Source organism: Streptomyces sp. NPDC001868 (assembly GCF_040297125.1).
Taxonomy (GTDB): domain Bacteria; phylum Actinomycetota; class Actinomycetes; order Streptomycetales; family Streptomycetaceae; genus Streptomyces.
Genome location: NZ_JBEOYO010000080.1, coordinates 22,124 through 34,152 on the forward strand (window position 1 = coordinate 22,124; position 12,029 = coordinate 34,152).

Annotated in this window: 11 protein-coding genes; 7 read left to right on the forward strand and 4 right to left on the reverse strand. The window is 71.8% G+C overall.

Annotation, left to right across the window (positions count from 1 at the left end; translation table 11 throughout):
* Positions 1-137: 137 nt before the first annotated feature.
* Positions 138-860 (reverse strand): SCO2322 family protein, encoded by a 723-nt coding sequence (locus tag ABT147_RS43965; RefSeq protein ID WP_502983275.1) that lies wholly within the window; start codon positions 858-860, stop codon positions 138-140.
* A complete protein-coding gene (locus ABT147_RS43970; protein ID WP_351417450.1) occupies positions 857-2,173 on the reverse strand; it encodes an SCO2321 family membrane protein in 1,317 nt (438 codons plus the stop codon). The genes ABT147_RS43965 and ABT147_RS43970 overlap by 4 nt, the downstream gene beginning before the upstream one ends.
* Positions 2,174-2,480: 307 nt before the next feature.
* Here ABT147_RS43970 and ABT147_RS43975 point away from each other — a divergent pair, with 307 nt between their 5' ends.
* The gene (locus tag ABT147_RS43975) at positions 2,481-3,239 is read left to right on the forward strand and encodes a phosphotransferase (RefSeq protein WP_351417452.1); all 759 of its coding nucleotides are present in this window, start codon (positions 2,481-2,483) and stop codon (positions 3,237-3,239) included.
* A gap of 148 nt (positions 3,240-3,387) precedes the next feature.
* On the opposite strand, the gene ABT147_RS43980 is transcribed toward ABT147_RS43975, so the two are convergent.
* A complete protein-coding gene (locus ABT147_RS43980) occupies positions 3,388-4,416 on the reverse strand; it encodes a Strvi_7410 family MBL fold metallo-hydrolase (RefSeq protein WP_351417455.1) in 1,029 nt (342 codons plus the stop codon).
* Positions 4,417-4,839: 423 nt separating this feature from the next.
* On the opposite strand from ABT147_RS43980, the gene ABT147_RS43985 reads away from it, so the two are divergent.
* The 3 genes from ABT147_RS43985 (at position 4,840) to ABT147_RS43995 (ending at position 7,531) form a co-directional block, all read left to right on the forward strand.
* Positions 4,840-6,327, forward strand: coding sequence for an aldehyde dehydrogenase (locus tag ABT147_RS43985; RefSeq protein WP_351417457.1), 1,488 nt, complete (start codon positions 4,840-4,842; stop codon positions 6,325-6,327).
* A gap of 2 nt (positions 6,328-6,329) precedes the next feature.
* Complete coding sequence (locus ABT147_RS43990) at positions 6,330-6,563, forward strand: ferredoxin (RefSeq protein WP_351417459.1); 234 nt, start codon at positions 6,330-6,332, stop codon at positions 6,561-6,563.
* A gap of 101 nt (positions 6,564-6,664) precedes the next feature.
* On the forward strand, positions 6,665-7,531 hold the full coding sequence (locus ABT147_RS43995) for a tetratricopeptide repeat protein (protein ID WP_351417462.1): 867 nt from the start codon (positions 6,665-6,667) through the stop codon (positions 7,529-7,531).
* A gap of 280 nt (positions 7,532-7,811) precedes the next feature.
* On the opposite strand, the gene ABT147_RS44000 is transcribed toward ABT147_RS43995, so the two are convergent.
* The gene (locus ABT147_RS44000; RefSeq protein ID WP_351417465.1) at positions 7,812-8,474 is read right to left on the reverse strand and encodes a TetR family transcriptional regulator; all 663 of its coding nucleotides are present in this window, start codon (positions 8,472-8,474) and stop codon (positions 7,812-7,814) included.
* Positions 8,475-8,702: 228 nt separating this feature from the next.
* On the opposite strand from ABT147_RS44000, the gene ABT147_RS44005 reads away from it, so the two are divergent.
* From ABT147_RS44005 to ABT147_RS44015, 3 genes are read left to right on the forward strand one after another with little or no spacing between them, the layout of a single operon-like run.
* Positions 8,703-10,070 carry a glycosyltransferase family 4 protein gene (locus ABT147_RS44005; protein ID WP_351417467.1) on the forward strand — a complete coding sequence of 456 codons (1,368 nt, stop codon included), beginning with the start codon at positions 8,703-8,705 and terminating at the stop codon, positions 10,068-10,070.
* Positions 10,064-10,828, forward strand: a complete 765-nt coding sequence (locus tag ABT147_RS44010) for a class I SAM-dependent methyltransferase (RefSeq protein WP_351417470.1) — start codon at positions 10,064-10,066, stop codon at positions 10,826-10,828. The genes ABT147_RS44005 and ABT147_RS44010 overlap by 7 nt, the downstream gene beginning before the upstream one ends.
* The gene (locus ABT147_RS44015; protein ID WP_351417472.1) at positions 10,825-11,892 is read left to right on the forward strand and encodes a prenyltransferase/squalene oxidase repeat-containing protein; all 1,068 of its coding nucleotides are present in this window, start codon (positions 10,825-10,827) and stop codon (positions 11,890-11,892) included. Before ABT147_RS44010 ends, ABT147_RS44015 begins: the two co-directional genes overlap by 4 nt.
* The last annotated feature ends 137 nt before the right edge of the window (positions 11,893-12,029 follow it).

The window sequence follows — 12,029 nt, forward strand, 5'->3', positions numbered from 1 at the left end:
GCGATGGGGGTCCCCCCGCTCGAGCGAAGTCGAGAGTGGGGGAGGGTGGGCTCGGCGGCACCTCGTACCGCCGAGCCGCGAAACCTCCCCCCGGCCGACCCCACCTCCGGGCGCCCCGTGAACCACCGCATGACGCCCTACCCCCGACGCCGCCGCGCCTGCCACACCCCGGCGGCCCCCAGCACGGCGACCACCCCGACCCCCACGAACAGCCCGACGGACGGCCCTTCCCCCTCGTCGCCGGAGGACGCGGCAGACGGCGAACTCGGAGCATCGGCGCTGGCGTCAGCAGTGGCGTCGTCCTCGGAACCCACCGCCTCCCCACACCCCTCCCTCGGATACCCCGAGATCGCACAGAGCAGCGCATTCGTGTCGTACCGAAGCGGCTTGGCCACAGAGGCCAACGCCTCCGCCGCGGTCGCGTCGCCCGGCACCCGCGCACACGCCGTACGCGCCGCCGGAGGCGTCTCACCACCTGGCGCGTCCGCCGCCGTACCGAAGTCGATGACCAGCGCGACCCGCTTCTCCCCGCCCCGCGCGTCCGTGTCCCCGCAGATCGCGGCGAAGTCGGCGGCCCCACGCGGCCGAACCGCGTCCCCGGAGTCCCGGCTGACCGCGAACCGGAACCCCCACACATCCCCGTCGGACGGCCGCGCGGTGGACGGCCCCTGCGTGGCATACGCCCAGGCGGAACCCTCCCGCTCCCAGAACGACCAGTACCGGTACGCGGCGGCATGGGCCTGCCCCACGCTCACGCACCCCAGCACGAGCAGCACGACACCGCTCAGCAGCAGCGACACACCACGCGGCCGGGGCGCCCGGGGCGCCCCCGGCCCGGCGGCCCTCCGCCGGCCGGTCACGCCTCCCGCCGCTTCCCACGGGCCCGCACCAGCACGAACCCGACGACGGCCGCGACGACGAGCCCGAGCCCGATCGCCGACCACGCGCCCGCGCCGAGACCGTCACCGTCCGCCTCCCCGGCGGCTGTGTCATCGACCGGCACGGAGGAGTAGTCGTCCACGTCACGCGCCGGACCGGTGTCCTTCAGCTGGGCCACGAGGTCGGCGCCGCCGAAGTCGCGCGGATCGCCGCCGGAGGCGTGTACGGCGAAGACGAGCTGGGCGTACGCGGCGGGCCCGGCCTTGGCCGCCCAGACGCCGTAGTTCTTCTCCAGCCAGGCGAGCGGCTTCCCGGTCGCGTCGTTGTCCCCGGCGGCGGCGAGCGCGACGACCGCGTCGGCGGTGTTGCCGTGGTCGGGCTGGTCCTCCGCACCGGCGAGGGCGGACTTCAGATAGCCGTCGGCGGCGAGGTCACCGGCCAGGTATACGGCGCCGTTGTGGGCCAGATCCTCCGGGGAGTCCCCCGGAACGCACTTCCCGCCGGACGCCGCCGCCTCCTTCCCTTCCTTCCCCGCCTCGGCCACGAACCCCTCACCCAGGACGCCGAGTACGGCGGCGGCCGTGGCGTCGGCGTTCGCGGCGAGACCGCCCTTCTTGTCGGGCTGATAGGCGAAGGCGCCCCCGTCCTTCTTCCCACCGTCCCCCTCCCCGTCGTCCCCATCCCCGTCGTCCCCGCAGGGGAGGGCGAGGGCGCGGAGGGCGTCGTAGGGCGACTTGCCGGCCTTCTCCTGCTTCTCGGGGGCCTCGCCCACGGCGGTCAGCGCGCCGATGACGACGGACGTCGAGTTCGCGTCGCTGGGCCCGCCGGCGGTGTAGCCCCAGCCGCCGTCCTTGTTCTGGTTGTCCTTCAGCCAGCCCACAGCCCGCCCGGCCTCGGCGTCCCGCCCGCCGACCGCTGCGAGCGCCTGCACCGCGGCGGCCGTGCTGTTGGTGTCGACGGCCGTCTTGGCGTCGCACTTCGCGGTGGCGTCGGCCCGGTACGCCGCGAACGCCCCGCTCGCACACTGCTGCCCCACGAGCCACTCCACGGCCCCGGCACCGGGCTTTTCTCCGACGGTGTCCAGTGCGAGCAGGGCGAGGGACTGCCGCCAGACGCCGTCGTAGGTGGGTTCGGTGGAGCCGTACAGACCGGTGGGGATCGCCTGCGACGGAGAGGCGGAGGGAGCGGCGTCGTCGGCGAAGGCAGCCGACGCGAAACCGGTACCGAGTCCGGTACCGAGCCCGGCTGTGACGGCCAGTACGGCGACTACCGCGGCGCTGCGGCGGACATTCATGATCGGCGGCTGCCTCTCCCTGACGGGGAGCCGGGCGCACGGCGAAGTACCGGGCGGCTCGGCTCCGTATTCCTCGACGGTGCCGTACACCGGCGGGCCGCCGGTGATGCGAGCCGGTCACAATTCCGTCCAGGGCAGTCCGACTCGCCGCCCCCTCAACGGGGCCGGCTCACGGTTGCGGGTCAGCGCCGGATTTGCACCGGCTTCCCCCCGTACGGTGTGATGACGACCTGGTCACTCTACCTGCCGGTAGCCAAAACCCTGAGGGCCGTCTGTGCGCCGGGACAGGGCGGGATAGGTTCGGGCCATGCCTACGGGGAGACTGCTCGCTTCAGGCCGCACGGCCGACGTGTACGAACTCCACCCCGACGAACCCTGGGTGCTGCGGCGCTACCGGGACGGCTGGGGTGACGCGGTCGCGGAGGCCGAGGTCATGGAGTACGTACGGGGGCACGGGTACCCAGTCCCGCGCGTGCGCTCGGCGACCCGTACGGACATGGTGCTGGAACGGCTGTCCGGCCCGACGCTGGTGGAGGCCTTCGCCACCGGCCTGCTGGACCCGGCACGGGTCGGCGCCATCCTGGCCCGCCTCCTGCACGACCTGCACACCCTCCCACCCCGCAGCCAGGTCCCGCCCACCGCCACCGCCACCCCCACCCCTCGCGTCCTTCACCTCGACCTGCACCCCGAGAACGTCATCCTCACGCCCCACGGCCCCCAGGTCATCGACTGGAACAACGCCGAGGAGGGGCCGCCCGGCCTCGACTGGGGTGTCTCCGCGATGATCCTCGCCCAAGTCGCCGTCGACACCACCGACTTCCGTGCCGAGATGGCCCGCGCCACCCTCGCCTCCCTCCTCGCCCACCAGCCCGACGGCCCCTCCGCCCTGACGGAGGAGGGCCTCGTCGAGGCGGCACGACGCCGGGCGGGCAACCCGACGATGACCGTGCGCGAAGTGGAACTCGTGGCAGCCGCCGAGGAGTTGATCCGCTCCCTCGCGGATCCGGGAGTGACGGCCCGAGGCGCGACGGCCCGAGGCGCGACGGCCGGAGGCACAGCGGTCTGAGGCGCGACGGCCGGGGGCACAGCGGTCTGAGACGCGACGGCTTGGGGCGCGACGGCTTGGGCTGCGACGGTCTGAGGTGCTACGGCCTCAAGGAGTGGCGGGCCTGTACCACCACCAGGTCACCGGCCCCGACAACCACCCCTCGCACTCACACCGCCACGTACGTCACCGGATCGCTCCCCGCCACCGCCTCCGCCCGGCCCAGCTTCACCAGGCGCCGCAGATGGGCCTCCGCCTCCGAGACCGCGATGTTGCGGGAGGAGAAGGGGATCTGGGGCCAGGGGCGGTTCCACTCCATGCGTTCGGCGAGTTGCCAGGGGGTGAGGGGGGTGGCGAGGAGGGTGAGCAGGCCGGTGAGGCGGGACTCGTGGTGGGCCAGCAACTCCCGTACGCGCGCGGCGGTGTCGGTGAACGCGTACTGATGGGCGGGGAGGACCTCGGCGGGGGCGAGACGGCCGACGCGTTCCAGGGAGTCGAGGTAGTCGCCGAGCGGGTCGGTGACGGTGTCGTCGTCCGGGTCCTCGTACAGGCCGATGTGCGGGCTGATCTCGGGGAGGAGGTGGTCGCCGGAGAACAGCCGCCCGTGGCCCGGGAGTTGGGAGGGGTGTGCCTCCTCCAGATGGAGGCAGACATGGCCGGGCGTGTGGCCCGGCGTCCAGATCGCGCGGACGCGGCGGCCGGGGAGGTCGAGGAGTTCGCCGGGGACGATCTCGCGGTCGGGGAGCGCGGGGGAGAAGCCGGGCAGGGCGCGGGGACGGCGAGGCGTACGGAGCGGTGCGAGGTGTTCCTCGGGGGCGCCCGCCGCCGTGAGCTTGTCCGTCATGTACGTGAACCAGCGGTCCGGGCCGGTCCCGCGCGTCCGCCGTACGATCGCCGTGTCCGCCGCGTGCATCGCGATCCACGCCCCGGACGCCTCGCGCACCGCGCCCGACAGGCCGTGGTGGTCGGGGTGGTGGTGTGTGATCACGACGCCGTGGATCTCCGCGATCGACGTACCGCAGGCGGTGAGGCCCGAGACGAGCGTGTCCCATGACGCCGGGTCGTCCCAGCCGGTGTCGACGAGGACCGGTCCCCGGTCGGTGTCGACGACGTGGACGAGGGTGTGGCCGAGTGGGTTGTCCGGGATGGGGACCTTGACGGACCGTACGCCGCCGCCGTGATCGGTCACGTGTGTCATGCGTTCCCCTGTCGTCGATACGCCGATCGCCGCGCTGCGGCCACTATAACTAGAACGGGTTCCAGGTGGCTTCCCCTTCGCCCCGAGGGGGTGCGTTGTCGGGTGCGGCTCCGGTGGGGCTTCTCGCGCAGTTCCCCGCGCCCCTGAAAAGCAGGGGCTGCGCCCCGTGCTTTTCGCCCCGCAGCCCCGCAGCCCCGTCGCCTTTCGGCCCGCAGGACCTGAATCCTTTAGGGACGCGGGGAACTGCGCGACCAGCCCCCACCCACCCGCAGCCGACCAACCACCCAAGTCGCCCCTCGGAGGCGAAGTCGCCCCGCCCCGTGGACTCCTCCCACTGGAACTGGTATCAGTTCCCTATCCAAATCTGATGGATCGTCAGAGAGCTCGCTGGAGAAGGGCCCCGGCCCCGGGAGGCAGTCGGCCATGACCGAACTCGTGGAACACGGACAGTTGTTCATCGGCGGGGAGTTGACCGACCCCCTGGGCACGGACGTCATCGAGGTCGTCTCGCCGCACACGGAAGAGGTCATCGGCCGCGTCCCGCACGCCTCGCGCGCGGACGTCGACCGCGCCGTGGCCGCCGCGCGCCACGCCTTCGACCACGGCCCCTGGCCCCGTATGACCCTCGACGAACGGATCACGATCGTCGCCCGGATCAAGGACGCCTTCGCCGTACGCCACGAGGAGTTCGCCCGGATCATCAGCTCCGAGAACGGCACCCCGTACACCTCCAGCGTGATGGTGCAGGCGCTCGCCTCGATGATGGTGTGGGACGCGGCGATCACGACGGCGCGCGGATTCACGTACGAGGAACCGAGGGACGGCGTACTCGGCAAGATCCTCGTCCGGCGCGAGCCCGTCGGGGTGGTCGCGGCGGTCGTCCCCTGGAACGTCCCGCAGTTCACCGCCGCCGCGAAGCTCGCCCCCGCGCTGCTCGCCGGCTGCCCGGCCATCCTGAAGGTGTCGCCCGAAACCCCCCTGGACGCCTATCTGTTGGCGGAGATAGCCGCCGAGGCCGGACTGCCCGAGGGCGTCCTGTCCGTCCTTCCCGCCGACCGCGAGGTCAGCGAGTACCTGGTCGGACACCCGGGCGTCGACAAGGTCTCCTTCACCGGCTCGGTCGCCGCCGGCAAACGTGTCATGGAGGTCGCCGCCCGCAATCTCACCCGCGTCACCCTGGAGTTGGGCGGCAAGTCGGCGGCCGTGATCCTGCCCGACGCGGACGCGCAGACCGCCGTCAACGGCATCGCCCCCTTCGCCTGGATGATCAACGGCCAGGCGTGTGTGGCCCAGACCCGCATCCTCGTCCCGCGCAGCCGCTACGACGAGTTCGCCGAGGCCTTCGCCGCCTACGCCTCCGCGCTGAAGATCGGCGACCCCCTCGACCCGGCCACCGAACTCGGCCCCCTCGTCGCCGCCCGCCAGCAGCGCCGCAGCCTCGACTACATACGGATCGGGCAGGAAGAGGGCGCCAAGATCCTCACCGGCGGTGGCCGCCCGGCCGGCCTGGAGCGCGGCTGGTACGTCGAACCCACCCTCTTCGGCGACGTCGACAACACCATGCGCATCGCCCGCGAGGAGATCTTCGGCCCGGTGATCTGCCTCCTCCCGTACGGCGACGAGGCCGAGGCCGTACGCATCGCCGACGACTCCGACTACGGCCTCAGCGGCAGCGTCTGGACCGCCGACACCGAACGCGGCATCGACGTCGCCCGCCGGGTCCGCACCGGCACCTACTCCGTCAACACCTTCAGTCTCGACATGCTCGGCCCCTTCGGCGGCTACAAGAACTCCGGCCTGGGCCGGGAGTTCGGCCCCGAGGGGTACGGCGAGTACCTGGAGCACAAGATGATCCACCTCCCGGCCGGATACGAGCCCCCGGCCGCCGCCGGGGAGGCGGGGGAGGCATAGCCATGGGCGACCGCTGGCACGTCGAGGTCGACCGCTCCCTCTGCATCGGCTCCGCCCAGTGCACCCACCTCGCCCCCGGCTCCTTCCGCCTCGACTCCGCCATGCAGTCCCACCCCGCCGACCCGGAGACCGACGCCAACGAAAGCGTCCTGAAGGCGGCGGAAGGCTGCCCGGTGGAAGCGATCGCGATCGCCCTGCTGGGCAGCGGGGAGCCGGTGTTCCCGCCGGAGGAGTAGGGGGTTTACGCTCTGCGCTCGGCACAGGGACGCCCGCCACGGGAATGCTCGGGAGAGCGACGACCGGGCGGGTGGCGAGCGGGAGAGCAGGGCGGGGAAACGTGCGGAAGTCCGAGGCCAGAGAGCTGATCAAGCAGGCGTACGCGGCCTGGGACGCCGAGGAGTGGCGGCGCGCCGCCGACCTCTACGAACAGGTGCTCGCCCATTTCCCGGACGAGAAGCCGAGCGCGGAGTGGTGGTACGACGCCGCGCTCGGCCACAAGTTCCTGCGCGACTGGGACAAGGCGTACGAACTCGGTGTCCAGGCCGCCGCCCGAGCGCCCCGGGGCGAGGGCGACCCCGCGTTCTGGAACCTCGGCATCGCGGCCACGATCCGCCGCGACTGGGCCACCGCCCGCGACGCCTGGGCCGGCTTCGGCCTCGAACTCCCGGACGGCGAGGGCGAGATCGACGGCGGCTTCGGCCATGCCTGTGTGCGTCTGGACACCGGCGGCGAACGCGAGGTGGTCTGGATCGAGCGGCTCTGCCCGACGCGCGGACGCGTGATGAACGTCCCCGTGACCGGCGGCCGCCGCTACGGCGAGATCGTCGTCCACGACGGCGAGCCCAACGGCGAACGCGTCGTCGACGGCACGGCCTTCCCCGTCTTCGACGAACTCCTCCTCTTCGAGCCGTCCGACCTGCCCACCTCCCGGGTGACGGTCGCGGCCGGCGACTCCGCCGACCTGGAGGCCCTGCTCGCCCTCTTCGCCGACCACGGCTTCGGCGCCGAACCGGCGAGCAGTCTGACCGTCCACTGCGCCTGCTGCAGCGAGGGCACCCTCCACAAGGAGCCCACCGGCCCCCACGAGGGCGCCCAGCGCGTCTCCCTGGCGGCCCCGGAGGACGAGGCCCGGCGACTGCTCGACCGGTGGGCGGGGGAGAAGGCGATCGGGCGCAGCTGGAGCGGGCTGGAGATCATGGGATAAAGGGTAAAAAATCCGCTTTGGGGGGTTGTGTTGCCGTATAGGTGTTCTATCGTGGAAATCGGCCTACGAGACGAGTGAGGGAGCCGACCGGAGTAGCCGACATGGGCGAGAGGTTGTATATCCGCCGATGCCGACGTCGACGGTCGGGCTGAGAGGCCGAAGGGTCGCACGACAGGGCCTGACGGTGACCCTCAGCACCTGCAGCCGGACAAGCGGTACCGGCGCGGGAAACCCGTCTCGTAGGTCCCTTTTTCATGCCCGTTTCGTTCTGTGCCCGTTTCTATGCCCGCTCGCCCTGGTCCGGGGCCGTGAGGTCGATCAGACGGCACACCGTCTCGATGTCGATCTTCACCTGGGCGATGGAGGCCCGGCCGGAGAGCCAGGTGATCAGGGCCGAGTGCCAGGTGTGCTCGATGACGCGGACGGCCGACAGCTGCTCCGGGGTCGGATGCTCCAGGCCCATCGCGTCGAGGATGATCGCCGTGGTCTGGTGGGAGACCTGGTCGACCTCGGGGCTGACGCTGCGGTCGGCGAAGGTGAGGGCGCGGACCATGGCGTCGGCGAGATGGGGCTCGCGCTGGAGGGCGCGGAACGCGCGCATCAGGGTCTCGGCGACGCGCTCGGCGGCCGTCTCGCCCGTCGGGGGCTTCTTGCGGAGCGTGCCGTGCATGTGCTCAAGCTGGGCCTGCATCGTGGCGACCAGCAGATGGATCTTGGAGGGGAAGTAGCGGTAGAGCGTCCCCAGGGCGACCTGGGAGGACTCGGCCACCTCACGCATCTGCACGGCGTCGAAACCGCCCCGGCTGGCCAGCTGGGCGCTCGCGTGCAGGATGCGGCGCCGACGGGCCTCCTGCCGCTCCGTGAGGGGCGGGGAGTCCGATCGCGCGGCGCCGGCATCCACCTTGGCCTCCAGCTTGGTCTCCACCTTGACTTCCGCGGGCATGGGTCTCGTTCCGTGCAGTCGTGACGGTCGGTGAGGGTATGCGATCAAATAGCATGCCAGGGCGTCCGCCGTGGCGTCGGCCGTGGCGTGAATCACCTGATCCACCTCTCACAGCGGTTCTACCAGCCGGTAGATTCAGAGCCTCTTGAACGATCAACTCTGAAACTTGTTCTAGATTACCGTCTCGTCGTAATCTCACGGGAAATCGCAGTGAGAAGGGGGCCAGGAGTGACCGCTGAGGCCAGTCAGGCGGGGTCCCGACGTGACCTCGCCGCGGACGGCGAGCGACCGCTCAACATCGCGCTCCTCACCTATAAAGGGAACCCGTTCTGCGGGGGCCAGGGTGTCTACGTACGGCATCTCTCGCGCGAGCTGGCCCGCCTCGGCCACCGGGTCGAGGTGATCGGCTCCCAGCCCTACCCCGTGCTCGACGAGGGCCACGACGACCGGCTCTCCCTCACCGAGCTGCCCAGCCTCGACCTCTACCGGCAGCCCGACCCCTTCCGCACCCCGAAGCGGGGCGAGTACCGCGACTGGATCGACGCCCTCGAAGTGGCGACGATGTGGACCGGCGGCTTCCCGGAACCACTGACCTTCTCCCTCCGCGCCCGCCGCCATCTGCGCGCCCGGCGCGGCGAGTTCGACGTCGTCCACGACAACCAGACGCTCGGATACGGGCTGTTGGGCGATGTCGGCGCGCCGCTCGTCACCACCGTCCACCACCCCATCACCGTCGACCGGCAGTTGGAGCTGGACGCGGCCGAGGGGTGGCAGCGGCGGATGTCCGTGCGCCGCTGGTACGCCTTCACCCGTATGCAGAAGCGGGTCGCCCGGCGGCTGCCGTCCGTGCTCACCGTCTCCGGCACCTCCCGTCAGGAGATCGTCGACCACCTCGGCGTACGGGACGACCGGATGCACGTCGTGCACATAGGCGCCGACACCGACCTCTTCTCGCCGAATCCGGCCGTGGCGCAGGTGCCGGGCCGCATCGTCACCACCTCCAGCGCGGACGTGCCGCTCAAGGGGCTCGTCTTCCTCGTCGAGGCGCTCGCCAAGGTGCGCGCCGAGCACCCCGGGGCCCATCTGGTCGTCGTCGGTAAGCGGCCCACCGAGGGGCCCGTCGCCCAGGCCGTCGAGCGGTACGGCCTCGAAGACGCCGTCGAGTTCGTCAAGGGCATCTCCGACGCCGAACTGGTCGACCTGGTGCGCTCGGCCGAGGTCGCCTGTGTGCCCTCGCTGTACGAGGGGTTCTCGCTGCCCGCCGCCGAGGCCATGGCCACCGGTACGCCGCTGGTCGCCACCACCGGCGGGGCCATACCGGAGGTCGCGGGACCCGACGGCGAGACCTGCCTCGCGGTGCCCCCGGGCGACCCCGGCGCCCTGGCCGCGGGGCTCAGCCGGCTCCTCGGCGACCCGGACCTCCGGCTGCGGCTCGGCCGCGCGGGACGCGAGCGGGTGCTCCAGCGGTTCACCTGGGCCCGCGCCGCCGAGGGCACGGTGGCCCACTACCGCGAGGCGATCGGCCGCACCGACCCCTCCACACCTACCTCTGCGGCCTCCACCAGCAACTATCTCGAAAGCAGGGCCACGTGCTGACCGTCGATTTCTCCCGGTTCCCGCTCGCCCCGGGGGACCGGGTCCTGGATCTCGGCTGTGGAGCGGGCCGGCACGCCTTCGAGTGCTACCGGCGTGGCGCCCAGGTCGTGGCCCTCGACCAGAACGGCGACGAGATCCGCGAGGTCGCCAAGTGGTTCGCGGCGATGAAGGAGGCGGGCGAGGCCCCCGAGGGCGCCACCGCGACGGCCATGGAGGGCGACGCCCTCGCGCTGCCCTTCCCCGACGAGTCCTTCGACGTCGTCATCATCTCCGAGGTGATGGAGCACATCCCCGACGACAAGGGCGTACTCGCCGAGATGGTCCGGGTGTTGAGGCCCGGCGGCCGGATAGCCATCACGGTCCCGCGCTACGGGCCCGAGAAGGTCTGCTGGGCGCTCTCCGACGCGTACCACGAGGTCGAGGGCGGCCACATCCGCATCTACAAGGCGGACGAACTGCTGGCGAAGATCCGCGAGGCGGGCCTCAAGCCGTACGGCACCCACCACGCGCACGCCCTGCACTCGCCGTACTGGTGGCTGAAGTGCGCGTTCGGCGTCGACAACGACAAGGCGCTGCCCGTGCGGGCGTACCACAAGCTGCTGGTCTGGGACATCATGAAGAAGCCGCTGGCCACCCGGGTCGCCGAGGAGGCGCTGAACCCGCTGATCGGCAAGAGCTTCGTCGCCTACGCGACCAAGCCGCATCTGCCCGTCGCCGCTGCCGCCTCTGCCGCCGCTGACTCGGTGGCCGCCAAGTGACCACTCCCCGGACAGAACACCTGGTCCTGCCCGGGGTCCTCACCGCGGAGGAGGCCGCCGCCACCGTGCGCGGCATCCTCGCGGTGCAGCGCGCGGACGGTGCCATCCCGTGGTTCCGGGGGCACCACCTCGACCCGTGGGACCACACCGAGGCGGCCATGGCCCTGGACGCGGCCGGCGAGCACGAGGCCGCCGAGCGCGCCTACGAATGGCTGCGCCGCCACCAGAACGAGGACGGCTCCTGGTACGCCGCCTACGCCGACGGGGACGCCGCCGACGTCACCGACCGGGGCCGCGAGACCAACTTCGTCGCGTACATCGCCGTCGGCGTCTGGCACCACTACCTGGCCACCGGCGACGACACCTTCCTCGACCGCATGTGGCCCGCCGTCTACGCGGCCATCGAATGCGTCCTGCGGCTCCAGCAGCCCGGCGGCCAGATCGGCTGGAAGCGCGAGGACGACGGCACGGCGGTGAACGACGCCCTGCTGACCGGGAGTTCGTCGATCCACCACGCGCTGCGCTGCGCGCTCGCCATCGCCGAACAGCGCGAGGAGCCGCAGCCGGACTGGGAGTTGGCGGTCGGCGCGCTGCGGCACGCGATACGCCGGCACCCCGAGCGGTTCCTCGACAAGGACCGCTACTCGATGGACTGGTACTACCCCGTGCTCGGCGGCGCGCTCACCGGCAGCGAGGCCAAGTCCCGTGTCGAGGAGGGCTGGGACCGTTTCGTCGTGCCCGGCGTCGGCGTCCGCTGCGTGGACCCCAACCCGTGGGTGACCGGCGGGGAGTCCGCCGAACTCGCCCTGGCGCTCTGGGCGATGGGCGAGTCCGACCGTGCGCTGGACGTCCTCCAGTCCATCCAGCACCTCCGTGACGCCGACTCCGGTCTGTACTGGACGGGTTACGTCTTCGAGGACCGCGCCATCTGGCCCGAGGAGCTGACCTCCTGGACCGCGGGGTCGCTGCTGCTGGCCGTGGCCGCGTTGGGGGGTGACGAGGCGACGTGTGCGGTGTTCGGGGGGGAGCGGTTGCCTCGTGGCCTTGACGCCGAGTGCTGTTGAGGTGAGGGGTGTGTTGTCGGGTGAGGGTGCGTGGGGCTTCTCGCGCAGTTCCCCGCGCCCCTGAAAAAGCAGGGGCTGCGCCCCGTGCTTTTTCAACGGCCCCCAGGGGCCGTTGCTTCTAGGGGCGCGGGGAACTG